The 17,508-nt window shown below is 70.8% G+C and carries 11 protein-coding genes; 5 read left to right on the forward strand and 6 right to left on the reverse strand.

From position 1 onward, the window contains the following. Positions 1 to 5: 5 nt before the first annotated feature. Positions 6 to 866, reverse strand: coding sequence for a 3-methyl-2-oxobutanoate hydroxymethyltransferase (gene panB, locus ACFWW9_RS33210; protein ID WP_390386089.1), 861 nt, complete (start codon positions 864 to 866; stop codon positions 6 to 8). A 138-nt stretch (positions 867 to 1,004) separates the two neighbouring features. On the opposite strand from panB, the gene ACFWW9_RS33215 reads away from it, so the two are divergent. Continuing rightward, positions 1,005 to 1,376, forward strand: a complete 372-nt coding sequence (locus ACFWW9_RS33215; protein ID WP_390386090.1) for a VOC family protein — start codon at positions 1,005 to 1,007, stop codon at positions 1,374 to 1,376. Here ACFWW9_RS33215 and ACFWW9_RS33220 read toward each other — a convergent pair. Beyond that, entirely contained in the window at positions 1,354 to 2,193 is an 840-nt protein-coding gene (locus ACFWW9_RS33220; RefSeq protein ID WP_390386091.1) for an alpha/beta fold hydrolase, read from the reverse strand. The genes ACFWW9_RS33215 and ACFWW9_RS33220 overlap by 23 nt on opposite strands. Before the next feature lie 35 nt (positions 2,194 to 2,228). Here ACFWW9_RS33220 and lysX point away from each other — a divergent pair, with 35 nt between their 5' ends. Beyond that, the gene (gene lysX, locus ACFWW9_RS33225; RefSeq protein WP_390386092.1) at positions 2,229 to 5,540 is read left to right on the forward strand and encodes a bifunctional lysylphosphatidylglycerol synthetase/lysine--tRNA ligase LysX; all 3,312 of its coding nucleotides are present in this window, start codon (positions 2,229 to 2,231) and stop codon (positions 5,538 to 5,540) included. Positions 5,541 to 5,546: 6 nt separating this feature from the next. Here lysX and ACFWW9_RS33230 read toward each other — a convergent pair whose 3' ends face one another. Then, positions 5,547 to 7,262, reverse strand: coding sequence for an NAD+ synthase (locus tag ACFWW9_RS33230; protein WP_390386093.1), 1,716 nt, complete (start codon positions 7,260 to 7,262; stop codon positions 5,547 to 5,549). 72 nt (positions 7,263 to 7,334) lie between these two features. Between ACFWW9_RS33230 and ACFWW9_RS33235 the strand changes: the two genes are divergently transcribed. After that, complete coding sequence (locus ACFWW9_RS33235; RefSeq protein ID WP_390386094.1) at positions 7,335 to 8,906, forward strand: alpha/beta hydrolase; 1,572 nt, start codon at positions 7,335 to 7,337, stop codon at positions 8,904 to 8,906. Between the two features lie 108 nt (positions 8,907 to 9,014). On the opposite strand, the gene ACFWW9_RS33240 is transcribed toward ACFWW9_RS33235, so the two are convergent. Genes ACFWW9_RS33240 through ACFWW9_RS33250 form a run of 3 tightly spaced genes read right to left on the reverse strand, consistent with a single transcriptional unit; the run spans position 9,015 to position 11,899 of the window. Continuing rightward, complete coding sequence (locus ACFWW9_RS33240; protein WP_390386095.1) at positions 9,015 to 9,734, reverse strand: DUF3800 domain-containing protein; 720 nt, start codon at positions 9,732 to 9,734, stop codon at positions 9,015 to 9,017. Positions 9,735 to 9,743: 9 nt separating this feature from the next. After that, positions 9,744 to 11,243, reverse strand: coding sequence for an MFS transporter (locus ACFWW9_RS33245; protein WP_390386096.1), 1,500 nt, complete (start codon positions 11,241 to 11,243; stop codon positions 9,744 to 9,746). Beyond that, the gene (locus ACFWW9_RS33250; RefSeq protein ID WP_390386097.1) at positions 11,240 to 11,899 is read right to left on the reverse strand and encodes an LppX_LprAFG lipoprotein; all 660 of its coding nucleotides are present in this window, start codon (positions 11,897 to 11,899) and stop codon (positions 11,240 to 11,242) included. Before ACFWW9_RS33250 ends, ACFWW9_RS33245 begins: the two co-directional genes overlap by 4 nt. Positions 11,900 to 11,956: 57 nt before the next feature. On the opposite strand from ACFWW9_RS33250, the gene ACFWW9_RS33255 reads away from it, so the two are divergent. Together ACFWW9_RS33255 and ACFWW9_RS33260 are read left to right on the forward strand one after the other, a co-directional pair. Continuing rightward, on the forward strand, positions 11,957 to 13,300 hold the full coding sequence (locus tag ACFWW9_RS33255; RefSeq protein WP_390386098.1) for a glutamine synthetase family protein: 1,344 nt from the start codon (positions 11,957 to 11,959) through the stop codon (positions 13,298 to 13,300). A gap of 59 nt (positions 13,301 to 13,359) precedes the next feature. Further along, positions 13,360 to 16,992 (forward strand): FkbM family methyltransferase, encoded by a 3,633-nt coding sequence (locus ACFWW9_RS33260; protein ID WP_390386099.1) that lies wholly within the window; start codon positions 13,360 to 13,362, stop codon positions 16,990 to 16,992. Positions 16,993 to 17,508: the final 516 nt, after the last annotated feature.

The following is a 17,508-nucleotide window of genomic DNA, read 5'->3' on the forward strand; positions in this document are numbered from 1 at the left end:
GGCGTTCAGTGGAACGTGTGCTCCGGGCCGGGGAACTGGTGGCCGCGGACCTCGGCGGCGAACGCCTGCGCGGCCCCGCTCATCAGCCCCGCCATGTCGGCGTACCGCTTCACGAACTTCGGCGCCTTGCCGCGGCGCAGGCCCATCATGTCCTGCCACACGAGCACCTGGGCGTCCGTGTCCGGGCCCGCGCCGATGCCGACGGTCGGGATGTGCAGGTCGTGGGTGATCTGCTTCGCGACCTCGGACGTCACCATCTCCAGCACGACCGCGAACGCGCCCGCCTCCTCGAGGGCCTTCGCGTCGGCCACGACGGAGTCGAACGACTCGCGACGGCCCTGCACGCGGTAGCCGCCGAGCTGGTGCTCGCTCTGCGGGGTGAAGCCGATGTGGCCCATGACCGGGATGCCGGCGCGCACGATCGCCTGGACGTGCGGCGCGAAGTGCTGGCCGCCCTCCAGCTTGACCGCGTGGGCCTGGCCCTCCTTCATGAAGCGGACGGCCGTGGCGACGGCCTGCTCCACCGAGACCTGGTAGCTGCCGAACGGCAGGTCCGCGACCACGAGGGCCTTCTTGACCGACCGGGTGACGCTGCGGACCAGCGGGATCAGCTCGTCGACCGTCACCGGCAGCGAGGTCTCGTAGCCGTAGACGTTGTTCGACGCGGAGTCGCCGACCAGCAGGACCGGGATGCCCGCCTCGTCGAACAGCTCGGCGGTGTACATGTCGTAGGCCGTGAGCATGGGCCACGGCTCGCCCCGTTCCTTCATCTCGCGAAGGTGGGGGATGCGCACCCGCTTGGCGGGTGTCGCGGACTGCGCGGGGCCGCTTCCGTACGGCGCCGCTACTTCAGCCGCTGAGGTCATGGTGGACCGTCCTTCCCTCGACGCCCGCTTCGTTGCGGGTCCCCGGGTGTGTTTGCACGGTTACAGGGTCAAGCGTGACACCGGAGGGCTCCTCGCGGCAGGGTGTGCGAGTAGCCTCACACCACTCGAGGAGGTGGCATGGCCTGTCGCATCACCGAACTCGTCCTCGACTGCGCCGACCCGGACAAGCTCGCCGACTTCTGGTGCGGCGTCCTCGGTTACCAGGTCCTGGACCGGGACCCGGACGGCATCGAGATCGGCCGGGCCGACCAGTCGCCGGAGGACCGGATCACGCTCGTGCTGAGCCGCTCCGACGACCCCAAGAAGCAGAAGCTGCGGCTGCACCTGGACGTGAACGCCACCGACCGCGACCAGGCCGCCGAGCTGGAACGGCTGCTCGCGCTGGGCGCGACGCGGGTCGACATCGGCCAGGCGAGCGTCCGCTGGTACGTGCTCGCCGACCCGGAGGGCAACGAGTTCTGCCTGCTCAGGCGGCGTGTGACGCCCTGAGGACGTCCCGGACCGCCATCACCACGGCGTCCGGGCGGTCGACCGGGATCATGTGCCTGCTGCCGGGCACCAGCACGTTGCGGCCCCACGGCACGAGCTTGGCCAGCGCCGTGTGCTCCGGCCACACCTTGCGGCCCGCGGTGAGCACCTGGAACGGCACCTCGGGCAGCGGTCGGACGACCCGCAGCTGTTCGAGGTCCGCCACCTGGTCGGGGTACGCGGCGAGTTCGGCGAGCACGGCCTTCGCCACGTGCGGCCGCCGGTAGACGTCCCTGACCAGCGCTTCCGGCGCCGGGTCGAGCCGGGCGAGGGTCGAGCCCTCGATCGCCCACCGCCGGAGCAGGTGCCCGTGCCTGCGCACGAACGCCGCCCCGACGCCGTGCGGCACGAGCTTGAGCAGCCAGTGCGCGACCAGCGCCGACGGGTCGAACGGCCGTCCCGCGCCGGGCGACTCCGGGTCGGGGTCGAGCAGCACGAGACCGCTCACCCGGTCCGGGTGCGTCCTGGCGAACGCCTCCACGTGCATGGTCGCCATCGAGTGGCCGACGAACACCGCGCTCGGCACGTCGCCGAGGACCGCCGCGAGCACCGCCACCTCCCGCGCCAGCGTGGGGTCGGCCGAGGTAGGCGCGCTGTCGCCCGTTCCGGGGCGATCGAACACAACAACCCGCGCGTGATCGCTCAGCAGGGCTACCGTGGCAGTCCAGTCGAACCACGCCCCACCGAGCCCGGAGCTGAGCACGACGACCGGGCCGCTCGTCTTCCCGGCCGAGGTGACGTGCACCCCTCCGGCTTCGGTGGTGATCGTGGTCCGCACGCCGTCAGCGTCGCCTACGAACCTGTGGAGAAGTTGTGCCCGTGCCGAAGTGGAAGTGGCGCATCGCCGGAACGGTCGCCACCGTCGTCCAACTCGCAGCATTGGGCTCCCTCGTCCTGCTGGTCATCCCCGACGACAGCGCGGTCGCCGGCGTCATCCGGCTGACCGGGTACTGGCTCGGCCTGCCGGTCGACGCGAACCTCTTCATCGTCCTGGTGTTCGTCGTGCTCGGCGCGGCGCTGCGCCGGCGCAAACGTGCCGCGCTGTGGACGTTGCTGGTGTTCGAGGCGCTGGGCCTGCTGCTGGTGTCCGTCGTGCTCGCCCTGTTCGCGCTCGAGCCGGACGCGATGGCCGACGAGGGCGTGACGTGGTCGGAGCTGGGCCTGTTCTTCGGCGGCGGGGTCGCCGCGTCGCTCGTCATCATCGGCCTCCTGTGGGTCGCGCGGCCCGCGTTCCCCGCCCGGCTGGCCCCCGGCGCGTGGCGGCAGGCGATCGGCCGGTTCCTCGGCGGCATGGCGCTGCTGTGCCTGGTCGGCTGGGGGATGACGGAGCTGTTCCCCGGCAGCCTCGTCGACACGGGCGAGAAGCTCATCTGGGCTGCCAACCAGGTCACCGGCGAGGTGCTGCCGCTGCGCAGGCTCAACGTCGGCGAGGGCCCGCAGTGGCTGAGCATCGTCCTCGGTCTCGCCGGGACGCTGGTCGCGATCTACGCCATGTACTTCTTCTTCCGCGGCGAGCGGTCCAGCCGGTGGCTCGACGACACCGAGGAGCTGGGCGTCCGCAGGCTGCTGGCCACCCACGGCGAACCCGACTCGCTCGGCTACTTCGCGACCCGCCGCGACAAGAGCGTGGTGTTCGCCGAGAACGGCCGTGCGGCCCTGACCTACCGGGTGCTCGGCGGCACGACGCTGGCCAGCGGCGACCCGATCGGCGACGAGGAGGCGTGGCCGCAGGCCGTGCAGGCGTGGCTGGCGGAGGCCCGAGAGTTCGGCTGGCAGCCCGGTGTCCTCGGGGCCAGCGAACGCGGTGCGCGGGTCTACACCGAGGCGGGTCTCAAGGCATTGGAGATCGGCGACGAGGCCGTGCTGGACGTCCGCGAGTTCACCCTCGCGGGCCCGGAACGCCGGGCTGTCCGCCAGGCCGTGAGCCGCATCTCCCGCGCCGGCTACACCACGCGCGTGCGGCGGCACTCGGAGATCCCGGCGTTCGAGATGGGCTCGATCCTGGCGCTGGCGGAGCGGTGGCGCGGCGCGGAGACCGAACGCGGGTTCTCGATGGCGCTGGGGCGCTTGGGCGACCCGGCCGACGGCCGGTGCGTGATGGTCGAGGCCTACGACGCCGCGGGCGCGTTGCGGGGGCTGCTGTCGTTCGTGCCGTGGGGTCGCCGCGGGGTGTCGCTTGACCTCATGCGGCGTGACCGGATGGCCGAGAACGGGCTCAACGAGTACATGGTCGCCGAACTGGTGGAGGCCAGCGGACGCCTTGGCGTGCAACGGATCTCGTTGAACTTCGCGATGTTCCGGGCGGTGTTCGAGGAGGGCGAGAAGATCGGTGCCGGGCCCGTGCTGCGGGCGTGGCGCAAGGTGCTCAGCATCGCCTCGCGGTTCGCGCAGCTGGAGTCGCTCTACCGGTCCAACGCCAAGTACGGGCCGGAGTGGATGCCGCGGTTCCTCTGCTACTCCAAGGCCCGCAACCTGCCCAGGGTCAGCATCGCCGCCGGGATCGCCGAGGGTTTCGTGCCCAGCCTGGGATCGCTGCTCAAGCGCGGCTCGGACCGGGCGCTGCACGACGACGTGAACGACCCGGACGCGGTCCGGTTCGCGACCTACGTGGCGATGATCGAGGCGACGGCCGCGCAGGTCGTGGTCAAGCCCAGCCGCCGCCCCGAACAGGTGCGGGTGCGGATCGCGAAGGTGGAGAAGCTCCGCGAGGCCGGAGTGGACCCGTACCCGGTCGGGTTCGCCCGCGACGGCCTGCTGTCGGGCGTGCGGGAGAGGTTCGACGGCCTGCCCGCGGACCGCCGCACGGGCGAGCGGGTCACGGTCACGGGCCGGGTCATCGCCGTCCGCGAGGTGGGCGGCCTGTGCTTCGCCCGGCTGCGCGACTTCAGCGGCGAACTCCAGGTGATGCTGGCGCTGGACCGCTTGGGGGAGAAGGACTTCCTGGCGTGGAAGGCCGTCGTGGACCTGGGCGACCACGTGGGCGTGCACGGCGAGGTGATCACGTCCCGGCGCGGCGAGCTGTCCGTGCTGGTGGACAAGTGGTCGCTGACCGCGAAGTGCCTGCACCCGTTGCCGGACAAGAGGAAGGGCCTGGCCGACCCGGAGACCAGGGTGCGCCAGCGCTACCTCGACCTGATGGTGAACCAGGACTCCGCGCAACTGCTGCGCATCCGCAGCAACGTCGTCCGCGGGATCCGCGAGTTCCTCCACGAGCGCTCGTACCTGGAGGTCGAGACCCCGATGCTCCAGGCGGTCCACGGCGGAGCCAACGCCCGCCCGTTCGTCACGCACATCAACGCCTACGACATGCGCATGTACCTGCGCATCGCCCCGGAGCTGTACCTGAAGCGCCTGTGCGTGGCCGGGGTGGACCGGGTGTTCGAGCTGAACCGGAACTTCCGCAACGAGGGCGCGGACGCGACGCACAACCCGGAGTTCACGATGCTGGAGGCGTACCAGGCGTACGCCGACTACACGACGATGCTGCACCTGGTGCGCGAACTGGTGCAGCACTGCGCTTTCGCCGCCCACGGCAAGCAGATCGCCCTCCGCCCGGACGGCACGGAGGTGGACATCTCCGGCGAGTGGCCGGTGGTGCCGGTGCACGCGGCGGTCTCGAAGGCATTGGGCGAGGACATCACCCCGGACACCGACGCCTCCCACCTGCGCGAGTTGCTGGCGTCCCGCGGCATCACCGCCCCGGAGGAAGCCGACCACGGCGCACTCCTGCAAGAGGCGTACGACAAGCTCGTGGAGGCGTCCACCGTGGAACCGACGTTCTACACGGACTTCCCCACGTCGGTGTCACCGCTGACCCGCCAGCACCGCACCGACCCCCGCCTGGCGGAACGCTGGGACCTGGTGGCGTTCGGCGCGGAGATCGGCACCGCCTACTCGGAGCTGACCGACCCGCTCGAACAGCGCCGCCGCCTGGAGGCGCAGTCCCTCAAGGCGGCCAGCGGCGACGTGGAGGCCATGGAACTCGACGAGGACTTCCTCCGCGCCCTGGAACACGGCATGCCCCCGACCGGCGGCCTGGGCATGGGCGTCGACCGGGTCCTCATGATGCTGACCGGCACCACGATCCGCCAGAGCGTCCTGTTCCCGTTCGTGCGCCCGCAGTGAGAGGGGTCAGCCTTCCCGCCACCCGCTGGTGATGGGCAGACGGCGGTCCCGCCCGAAGGCCTTCTCGCTGATCTTCGTGCCCGGCGGGTACTGGCGGCGCTTGTACTCGGCCTTGTCCACCATCCGCAGCACGCGGTCGATCAGCTCGTGGTCGAACCCGGCCGCGAGCAGGTCGTGGTAGCCCTTGTCCCCGTCCACGTACTCGTCCAGCACGGAGTCCAGCAGCTCGTAGTCCGGCAGCGAGTCGCTGTCGACCTGCCCCGGCCGCAACTCCGCCGACGGCGGCTTCGTGATCGAGTTCTCCGGGATGGGCGGCTGCTCGCCCAGCTTGGAGGCCTCGTCGTTGCGCCACCGGGCCAGGTCCCACACCAGGGTCTTCAGCACGTCCTTGATGGGCGCGAACCCGCCGACGGCGTCGCCGTAGATCGTCGAGTACCCGACTGCCAGCTCGGTCTTGTTCCCGGTGGCCAGCACCAGGTGACCGTGCTGGTTGGACAGTCCCATCAGCGTCACGCCCCGGCAGCGGGCCTGGACGTTCTCCTCGGACAGCCCGGTCAGCCCGAGCTGGTCCACGAACACCTTCACCATGTCCGCGATCGGCTGCTCCGTGTACTGGAGGCCGGTGCGCCGGGCCATCTCGGCCGCGTCGGACTTCGAGTGGTCCGACGAGTACACCGACGGCATGGAGACGCAGTGGACGGCGTCCGGGCCGAGGGCGTCGACCGCGAGCGCCGCGACGACGGCGGAGTCGATGCCGCCGGACAGGCCGAGCACGACCGACCGGAACCCGTTCTTCACCACGTAGTCGCGCAACCCGGTGACCAGGGCGTGCCACACCTCGGCCTCGTTGGACAGCGGCTCGGCGGTCTTCGGCACGGGCAGCGCCTCGTACGGCGCCACCGGCGCGTCGGACAGGACCCGACGGGTGACCGTGAACCCGCTGACGACACCGTCCGCGCGGGACGCGCCGCCGGGCAGGTCCAGGTCCACCACGGCCAGGTGCTCCACGAACTGCTGCACTCGCGTGACCAGGCTCCCGTCGGCGGCCACCACCATCGTGTCGCCGTCGAACACCAGCTCGTCCTGCCCGCCCACGAGGTTCACGTACGCGAGCGGGGCCCCGGCCTCCACGGCCCGCCGGGCCACCAGCGGCAGGCGGAGGTCGTCCTTGTTCCGCTCGTACGGCGAGGCGTTCGGCGAGACCACGAGGTCGACCCCGGCGGCCCCCAGCGCGGCGATGGGCCCGCCGTCCTGCCAGAGGTCCTCGCAGATCACCAGCCCGACCTCCAGCCCGTGCAGCCGGACGATCTCCAGCCGGTCACCGGGCGTGAAGTACCGGCGCTCGTCGAACACGCCGTAGTTCGGCAGGTGGTGCTTGTTCTGGGTGGCGACGACCTGCCCGCCGTGCAGCACCGCCGCCGCGTTGCGCTTCCCGCCCGCGTCCCGGTCGAGGTACCCGACGAACGCGGCGACCTCGCCCAGCCCGGCGTCCGCCAACCGCGCCGCGAGCGCGTCGAGCGCCTGCTTGGAGGCGATGGCGAACGACTCGCGCAGCGCGAGGTCCTCCACCGGGTACCCGGTGAGCACCATCTCAGGGAACACGACCAGGTGGGCTCCGGCCTCGGCGGCCTTGCGGGTCCAGTCGACGACGAGGTCGGCGTTGCCCGCGAGGTCTCCGACAGTGGCGTTGACCTGGGCAAGGGCGAGGCGCAGCTGCGGCATGCACACATCTTCTCCCACGCCGCCCGTCCCTGGTGCGCGTTGTGGCCGACCCGTCACACCTACGATCGGGTGGTGCGCCGCCAACTGCTGCTGTTCCTCGCCCTCCCGGTCCTGGCCGCCTGCTCCACGGTCATGCCGGGCAGAGCGATCCCCGGAACCGTGATCGAACAGCGGGGTCCGGCCGGTGTCGTCCCCGCGGGCCTGGAGAAGTTCTACGGCCAGCGGCTCGGCTGGGAGGACTGCGCGCCGTACGCCACGACCGGGTCGACCGAGGCGGCGTTCAAGAACCGGTCGAACATCGAGTGCGCCCGCATGGAGGTGCCGCTCGACTACGCCAAGCCGACCGGCAAGACCATCAAGATCGGCCTCCTCCGGCAGCGCGCCACCTCACCCGACCAGCGCATCGGCTCCCTGCTGGTCAACCCCGGCGGCCCCGGCGGCTCGGGCATGGCCGCGGCCGCGTCGATGGCGAAGGACGTCGGCAAGTCCGACCTCGGCGCCCGTTTCGACTTCGTCGGCTTCGACCCGCGCGGCATCGGCGCGAGCGAGCCCAGCGTCCGCTGCCTCACCGACGCCGAGCGCGACGAGGACCGCCTGGACCTGGACATCGACACCTCGCCGGCGGGCGTCGCCCAGACCGAGGCGGAGAACAAGGCGTACGCCGACAAGTGCGCCGAGCGCAACGGCTCCGACTTCCTGGAGAACGTCGGCACCCGCGACGTCGTGCGCGACCTGGACGTGATGCGCTCCGCGCTCGGCGACGCCAAGCTGTCGTTCATCGGCTACTCGTACGGGACCCGCATCGGCTCCGAGTACGCCGAGGCGTTCCCGGCGAACGTCCGCGCGCTGGTCCTGGACGGCGCGGTCGACCCGACGCAGAGCGAAGCGGACTCCCTCGTCGCCCAGGGCGCGGGTTTCCAGAAGGCGTTCACGGCGTTCAGCACGTGGTGCGCCGCCCGCAAGGACTGCGCGCTCGGCACGGACCCCGCGAAGGCCGACGGCGCGTTCCGCGACCTCACCCTGCCGCTGGCCCAGCGCCCGGTGGACGTGGACGGCCGCAAGCTGTCCTACACCGACGCCGTCACCGGCGCGATCCAGGCGATGTACTCGGAGCAGCTGTGGAGCGCCCTCAACGCGGGCCTCACGGAGTTGAAGAACAACCGCGGCAGCACCCTGATGCTCCTCGCGGACACGTACTACGACCGCGACGACAAGGGCAGGTACTCGTCCATCACGGACGCCTTCACCGCGATCAAGTGCGTGGACGACCCCCGCCAAACGGACAAGGCGGTCCTCAACGACATCGCCAAGAAGTACAAGGAAGCCGCCCCGTTCCTCGACGACGGCAACCCCCCGGTAGCCGCCCTCGACCCGTGCGCCTACTGGCCGGTTCCCCCCACCGCCACCCCGCACGTCCCGAAGGCGAACGGCGTCCCCCCGATCCTCGTGGTCTCCACCACCGGCGACCCGGCCACCCCGTACCAGGCAGGCGTCAACCTCGCGAAGGCGTTGGGCGGCGGCCTGCTCACCTTCCAGGGCAACCAGCACACCGTCTACCTGCAGGGCAACACGTGCGTCGACAAGGCGGGCGACGACTACCTGATCAACCTGAAACTGCCCGCTGCGGGGACGACGTGCTCGTGACCACCCGATCGTGTTCCTACTGGAGCTGTCGCTAGCTGCTAGTGTGGATCTCGCAGCAGGAAACTGCCGTCCCGCCCTAGGCCCCGCTCATGCGGGGCCTTTGTGCATCTAGGGGTGCCAGCAGTACCGGTGCTCGATCCGCTTCTCGATTCGACGCCACAGCGCTTCGTTGATCGCGACAGCCCGCCCGTCCGCGTCCGGCTCGGTGCTTTCGATGCGGTTGTGCATGAAGACGATCAAGTCGACGGCTTGCACCAAGCGGCTCGCCGACGACGGTGCGAAGTGCAGCGTGTCGACGATCCTCGTGATCTTCCGACCTCGGTAACCCCACGTGCCCTGTCGCCGGTACCTCAGCAGATCCGCTCGGTACTGGAGTTGGTGGTCGTGTCGGCCCGGCTCGTCGGCGATGACGAGTGCCAGTTCGCCGGCGCGTTCGGCGTAGTCGTCGACCCTCTCCAGCAGGTGGGTGAGCACGACCGAATGGGGATCCGCGGCGACACCTCGGTACCGCCCGCACAGCTTCGGTATGTCGACGCCTCGGATGATGACGCGAACGTCGTGGTCCGCGATCGCTTGGAACGCGTTGCCGTAGACGTCGATCCGTGCGCGCACCTGGCGGGTGAGCGGGGTCCAGTCGCGTTTGCCCTGGAACAGGTCGTAACCGTGCAGTTCGGCTTCCGGGGACAACTCGGGGAAAGAGGCCACCGTGCTCTGGACGACGTCGTCCAGAGCACGCGTCAGGGACAACGCCTCGTTCTCGGGGCACAGCAGGGCGGCGATGTAGTAGCTCTGCTTCGAGTACGACTCGTCCACATAGGTCAGTAGCACAAAGTAACGCTACTGAACGGACAGTGACCGATCTCGGCTGGGCATCAGCAGGGACAAGCCCGCCCCGACCACGCACAGGACGGCGGTGATCAGGAAGATCTCGTGGTACTCCGTCAGCAGCGCGTCGGTCAGTCCTCGCTGGTAGGCCGCCAGTTGCTGCTTGTACTCCTCCGGCGGCACCCCGAACGGCAGTGGCGTGTTCAGCGTCGCCGTCAGTTCGCGGAACCGGTGCAGTCCCCACGCGGTCAGCGCGGCCACCCCGATCAGCATCCCCGTCATCCGCGCCACCACCACGGCGGCCGACGCCACCCCGTGCTGCGCGGCGGGCACGACCCGGAGCACCGCGGCCGACACCGGCGCGATCACCACCCCGAGCCCCAACCCCGCCACGGCCAGATCCCGCGTCAACACCACACCCGACACGTCCGCGGGCCACTGCGCGATCAGCACGTACCCGCAAGCCGCCGCCAGCAGCCCGCCGAACGACACCCACCGATCCCCGACACGGGACGCCAACACCCCGCCCAAGACGGCCCCGATCGGCAACGCCACCAGGAACCTCACCAACAACGTCGCCGCCGAAGCCGAATCCCGCCCCAGCAACGTCTGCGCGAACAGCTCTACGTCCACCAAAGTCACCATCAACGCCGCCCCGGCGAACAGCGACACCCCGAGGCACGCCAGGAACGGCCCCATCCGCACCCCGGCCGGGTCCAGCAGGCGCACCGGCGACCGGCGCTCCCACAACACGAACCCCACCAGCACGACAACGGCCGCCCCGATCACCGGGAGCCCCCACGACGGCAGCACCGCGTGCTCCGGATCGGGGTTGTACAGCCCCACGACCAGCAGCCCGAGACCAAGGGCCAGCAAGAAGCCGCCCACGAGGTCGATCCGCACCGCCGTGCGCCGACCAGCCGGAACGGTCCGCTGCACGATCGCCATCGCCACGACCGCCAGCGGCAGGTTCACCCAGAACACCCACCGCCAGCTCTGCGGCTCGACGGACTCGAAGAACGACCACGCGTTGAACAGCGACGCCACCCCGACGCCGTACAGCGTCCCGAGCACCGACCCCAGTTCCTGCGCCGCGCCGACCACGCCCAGCGCCGACGACCGCCGCGACGACTCCCACAGGTCCGCCACCAGCGCCATCGTCACGGGCAGCAGCGCGCCACCGGCGATCCCCTGCACGACCCGCCCCGCCACCAGCACCGGCAGGTCGTCGGCCAACGCCGTCACCACGGACCCGAGGGCGAACCCGGCCAGGCAGGCGTGCAGCACGATCCGCCGCCCGAACCGGTCCGACAGCTGCCCGAGCAGCGGCATCCCGGCCACGTACCCGAGCAGGTATCCGGTCACCACGGGCGTCGCCTGCTCCAGGTGGTTCACCGGGATGCCCAGGTCGCGGACCATGTCGATCAGGACGCCGACCACGACGTACGCGTCGAGCGCGCCCAGCAGAACGGCGGCCGCGCCCGCGCCGATCGCCAGCCTCCGACCGCTCACGCCGGCGGGGTGACTTCGACGGCCTTGTCGAGGTCGGACAGCGTGATCTCGACCGAGCCGCCGTCCAGCTCGAACCGGGCGACCTGGAGCCGGTTGCTCGCCTTGTCCAGGGTGAAGCGGGACTTCACGTCCGAGGTGATGCCCGGCACCAGCGACGCGGCCACGTCCTTCGGCACGGTCCCGGTGACCACGGTCGTCTTGTCGTCGACGCTCTCCGTCTTCACGTCCTTGGCGCTGCGCAGCACCTCCGCGACGCCGCGCTTCGGGTCGAGGATCGCCGTGGGGTCGTACACCTGGCTCTTCAGCACGCCCGGCAGCTTCTGGAAGCCGCCGGTGGGGCCCTTGATGTACAGGTCGCCCTTGGAGAGCACGAAGTCGACTTCCAGGAGTTGACCGAACTGGTCGGTCTTCGCCTTGCCCTTCGCGTCGCCCGCGTTGTTCAGGTCGCCCTCGGCGCCCTGGACGCCCAGCTGCGGCAGCGACCCGTCGACCTTGATGACGAAGTGGGTGCTCTTGACCTGCGCCATCGTCGAGGACGACTTGGCCAGCACCTCCTTGCCGTCCGGCAGCGGCTCGCCCGAGCCGCCGGAGGAGCACGCCGCGAGCAGCGTGACGAGTGCGAGCAGGGGCGCCACGAGGGCGCGACGTGCGGACATGGGGGGATCGTAGTGCCCCGCAACGCGCCCTTAACCGCCTTTACATAGGCTGCGCACATGGACCGCCAGCAGGAGTTCGTGCTCCGCACCCTCGAGGAACGCGACATCCGGTTCGTCCGGCTCTGGTTCACCGACGTTCTCGGCTTCCTCAAGTCCGTCGCCGTGGCCCCCGCGGAGCTCGAAGGGGCCTTCAGCGAAGGCATCGGCTTCGACGGTTCCGCGATCGAGGGTTTCGCGCGGGTCTTCGAGTCGGACATGGTCGCCAAGCCGGATCCGGGCACGTTCCAGGTGCTGCCGTGGCAGACGCCGGAGGGCAAGAACTACTCCGCGCGGATGTTCTGCGACATCGCGATGCCCGACGGCTCGCCCTCGTGGGCCGACCCGAGGCACGTGCTGCGGCGGACGCTGTCGAAGGCCAGCGAGATGGGCTTCACCTGCTACGTCCACCCCGAGATCGAGTTCTTCCTGCTCAAGAGCCTCCCCTCGGACGGGACGCCGCCCGAGCCCGCGGACAACGGCGGGTTCTTCGACCAGACCAGCCACGAGACCGCGACGCACTTCCGCCGCCACGCCATCGAGGCGCTGGAGGCCATGGGCATCTCGGTCGAGTTCAGCCACCACGAGGGCGCGCCCGGCCAGCAGGAGATCGACCTCCGCTACGCCGACGCCCTGACCATGGCGGACAACGTCATGACGCTGCGCTACCTGGTGAAGGAGGTCGCGATCACCCAGGGGGTGCGCGCCTCGTTCATGCCCAAGCCGTTCTCCGACCAGCCCGGTTCGGGGATGCACACGCACGTCAGCCTGTTCGAGGGCGACCGCAACGCGTTCTACGACGCCGAGGACCCCTACCAGCTGTCGGACACCGGCAAGGCGTTCGTCGCGGGCCTGCTCAAGCACGCCCGCGAGATCTCCGGCGTGACGAACCAGTGGGTGAACTCCTACAAGCGGCTGATCGTCGGCGGCGAGGCCCCCACGGCCGTCTGCTGGGGCCACGCGAACCGGTCCGCGCTGGTGCGCGTGCCGATGTACTCGCCGGGCAAGTCCGCGTCGCGGCGAGTGGAGATCCGGTCGCTCGACTCGGCCTGCAACCCGTACCTGGCGTACTCGGTGATCCTGGCCGCGGGCCTCAAGGGCATCCAGGAGGGCTACGAGCTGCCGCCGCCCGCCGAGGACGACGTGTGGTCGCTCACCGACCGCGAGCGCCGGGCCGCCGGGTACGCGAACCTGCCGCAGAACCTGGGCGAGGCGCTGACCGAGATGGAGAACTCGGAACTGCTCCCCGAGGCGCTCGGCGAGCACGTCTACGACTTCTTCCTGCGCAACAAGCGGACCGAGTGGGACGCCTACCGGCGCAGCGTCACGCCCTACGAGCTGCGCTCCATGTTGCCGGTCTTGTGAGCGAAAAACCCCTGTGGGCGGTCCACAGCGCACGCCCGGAAAAGCTAGGTTTGCACACTGTGACAGAAGTGCCGTCCACAGGTGTCCTGATCGAGCCGGAGCCGGAGACCGCCCTCATCGCGTGCACGGTGGCCACGGCCGCCGAACTGCCCGCCGTGAAGGTGCTCTCCAGCTCCTTCCTGGCCAAGCACCCGGACGCGAAGTTCCTCGCGCTCGTGGTGGACGCCTCCGCGTCGAACCGGGGACCGGGCCTCATCACGCCCGCCGACCTCGGCGTCGACCCGGCGGAGCTGGCCGAGCTGGCGACCGCGTGCACGGCCGACCAGCTGTGCGCCGTGCTGCGGCCCCGGCTGCTGGAGACGCTGCTCGCGTCGAAGCTGCCGGTGCTGTACCTCGACCCGTGGGTCCAGGTCCTCGACTCGGTCACCGAGCCGGTGCTCGCCGCGGTCAAGCGCGGTCCGCTGGTGCTGGTGCCGCGCGCCCTGCGGCCGCTGCCCGACGACGGCCTGCGCCCCGACCCGGCCGAACTGCTGGAGACCGGCGTCTTCGACCCCGGTTTCCTCGTGGTCGCGCCGGGGGCCGAGCCGTTCCTGCACAACCTCGCAGGTCAGCTGCGCCGCACGCCGGACGCGACGAAGGCCGTGCTCGACACCGCCCCCGCGCTGGTGAACCACCACGTGCTCCGCGACTCGACCATCGGCCTGTCGGTGTGGAACGCCAACCACCGCGACCTGTCCCGCGGCGAGGACGGCGTGATGACCATCCTCGGCACGCCGCTGCGGACGGTCCACTTCGCCGGGTTCGACCCGAGGCGCCCGTGGCTGCTGTCCGCGGACTTCGCCGAGCGCCCGCGCACCCTGCTGTCCGAGCACCCGCTGCTCGCCGACCTGTGCACGACCTACCGCGCCGAGCTCGTGACCCGCGGCTACACCGTGCAGCCCGTGCCGTACGGCTTCGGCGCGCTCGTGGACGGCACCCTCATCCCGGACGCCCTGCGCGTCGACTACCGCGAAGCCTCCCGCAGCGTCACGCCGCCGCCCGCGTTCGGCGAGGACGGCGGGGCCGCGTTCCTCGCGTGGGCGTGCGAGCCCGTGCCCGACCTGCGCGGCAGCACCCGCTGGTCCGCCGCGGTGTGGCGGGCTGACGAAACGCTGCGCGCGCAGTACCCCGACCCGTTCGGCGAGGACGCCACCGAGTTCCGCGACTGGTGCGCGGGCGTCGGCGTCGCGAGCGGCCGCCTGCCGGTGCCCGCCGTGCCCGGACCGGCCGCGGTCGCGCCCGCCCTGCTCGACCAGCTCGGCGTGTCCGTGCTGGGGGAGGGTCCGGTCGCCGCGCTCGTGCTGGAACTCGCCCGCGCCTCCGGCCTGCCGACGTCCACCACCGCCGTCTACCCCGTGGTCGTGCGCGCGGGCGGCGAGGAGACCGTGCCCGCCGACCGGTTCGTCGTCGACTACGGCCTCGACGCCGGGGCCCACCAGGAGCGGCACACCGCCCAGGAGCTGTGGGTGCCGTCGGAGAGCACCCGCGCCGCCGCCGAGCGCATCGGCGGACCGGTCGTGCGGGTCGTGCCGCTGCCCGTGCGCGACCCCGGCGAGCGCGAAGCCCCCGAGAGCGGGGGAGACGTGGTGTTCGCCGCGTTCGCCGACCACGCCGTCGACCGCGCGGGCAACGTGCTGGGCGCGGTCTCGGCGTTCCTCGGCGCGTTCCCCGACCGCAACGACGTGCGGCTCCTCGTCTCCGTGACCGGGGCCTCGGCCCACCCCGAGGCCGCCGAACGCCTCCGCCTGGCCACGGCCGCGGACCCGCGGATCGTGCTGGCCGAGGACGAACCGGTCCCGGACACCGTCGACTGCCTCATCAGCCTGCACCGCGGCGGCGCGGGCGACCGGATCGCCCGGCAGGTCGCCGAGATCGCGGTCCGCGGCGTCCCGGTGCTGCTCAGCGACCACGGCGCCGTGGCGGAGCTGTTCGACAAGGACTCCGCGGTGTTCGTCCCCTGCCATCAGGGCGGGGCCGAACCGGACGTGCAGGCCGCCTCGAAGCTGATCCGCAGCCTCGCCGACGACCTGCCGACCGCCATCGCGATCGGCGTGGCCGGTCGCGAGCACCTGCTGCACACCCGCTCGCTCGCCCGCGTCGGCGACCAGCTCCGCGAACGCGTCGAGCACGCCTACCGCGGCTGGCGCGCGCGCCGCTCGGCGGCGAACCCCACGGCCGAGGTCGACCCGCTGCGCGCGTTGCACTCGGCCAAGCACGCGCTGCTCCGGCAGCCGGACACCACCAGCGCGAGCCGCATCCCGATGGCGCCCGCGCTGCGCAAGGTCGTCCTGCGCGTGCTGGACCACTACGACAACCACATGCGCGAGGTCCTCACGACGCTGGTCGACGGGGTCGAGCGCACCGCGAGCGAACTCGTCCGCCGCCAGGAGGACATCCGCGCGGGAGCCGGGTTCGGCGAGCTGGAGGTGGTGCGCGCCGAGGTCGACCAGGTCGCCGAACGCCAGGCGCACCTCAACGACCAGCTCGTCGGCACCGACGACAGCGTCGTCCGCACCCGCGCCGACCTGGCCGCCCACACCCGGCGGCTGCGCGAGATCGAGGACGCCGTCGTGGGGGAGGCGACCAAGCGCGCGAAGCACAACGAGGCGCTCGGCGCGCGGCTGGACAAGCTGACCCACGCGCTGGACCGGACGCTGGACCGGATCGACACGCTGGAGTCCAAGGTCGTGGAGGTCCTGCGCGACCGCGACCACCGGCTCGACGCCGGGGTGCGCGCCGCCAGCCAGGCCCAGTCGACCGCGGACGCGCTGCGCCGGGTCGTCGTCCGCGAGCACGAGCGGCACAGCGAGACCGAGCCGGACGTGCGCAGCTCGCTGGTCCTGTCGGACGTGGGCCTGCTGCGGCTGCCCGCCGACGACGCCTTCATGCTGCCGCTGCTGTCCAGCAACGGCGTGTGGGAGCCGGAGCTGTCCGAGCTGATCGACTCGCTGGTCGAGCCGGACGGCATCTTCCTCGACGTCGGCGCGTACATCGGCTACCAGACGGTCCGGATGCTCAGCAGGCTCGGCACCAGCGGGGCCGTGGTCGCGGTCGAGCCGTCGAGCGCGGCGATGGAGCTGCTCCGGCACAACGTCGAGGTGAACCTGCCCGACCACATCGGCGACCGGTTGATCGTGGTGCAGGCGGCGGCGTGGGAGAGCGCGGGAGAACTGCGCGGCGACCCCGCCCTGACCGGCGGGATCTCGGTCGAGCCGCTGGAGGAGGACGCGCCCGCCGAGGTGACGCGCGTCCGCGCCACGCGGTTGGACAAGGAGCTGGAGGAAATGCCCCAGCTCCAGGGGATGAGCCTCTCGGTGGTCCGGGTCGACGCGCCCGGTCGCGGGCACCGCGCGTTGGCGGGACTCGTCCGGTTGCTGCGCAAGGACCGGCCGCACGTGTTCCTGGAGTTCTCCGCGTCGGCGACCGAGGGATTCGGCGACGACCCCGTGACGGTGCTCAAGGAGTTCCGCATGTGGGGCTACGACCTGGTGCCCGTGGCGACGCGGCAGCCCGCGCTGCCCGAGCAGATCGTGACGGCCATGGAAGGTCTCCGGTCGATCACGCTCTGGCTGCGACCGCGGCCCGTGCAGGCCAAGAAGCCCGGTCCCGAGGTCGCCGTACCCGTTCGGCAGGCCGCTGACCAGGCGATTTGACTTCTGCACGCGCGGTGCGTAACTTTCTCCAAGTCGCACGAGCCACACCGGGTCGAGCGGGGGTTGACTCCGCGTTCCGAACCGAGTAGCGTCTGTGGCCGCCCCCGAACCAAAACTTTCAAGGCTTACGCGCTGTGCGTCAATGGGCTGTGAGAGTGGCGGATCGGAAAGAACTCCCAGAACTAAATGAACTCAGCTCCTTGCTGGGCCGGTTTCCTCCAAGAGGCCGATTTGACAAGGAAAAAGCGGTTCGGATAGCCTCTGGTCACAACGAAAACTGAATGCGAAGCGAGTTTCTGCTGAGCGAAACGGTCCGAAACGGCCGATTTGACAAAGCGAAAACGGAGTTGCTAAGCTTCAGGCACAAACGAAACACCGAATACAAACAAACGCCCCGGATCGGGTCGCCTAAAGCGACAAGAGATGGTGTGCGCGTGTTCTTTGAGAACTCAACAGCGTGCCGAATAGCCAGTAACTTATATGAACCCAGTCAATGGGTTTCCTTTGAGATCAAAC

Source organism: Umezawaea sp. NPDC059074 (assembly GCF_042738955.1).
In the GTDB taxonomy this organism is placed as follows: Bacteria; Actinomycetota; Actinomycetes; order Mycobacteriales; family Pseudonocardiaceae; genus Umezawaea.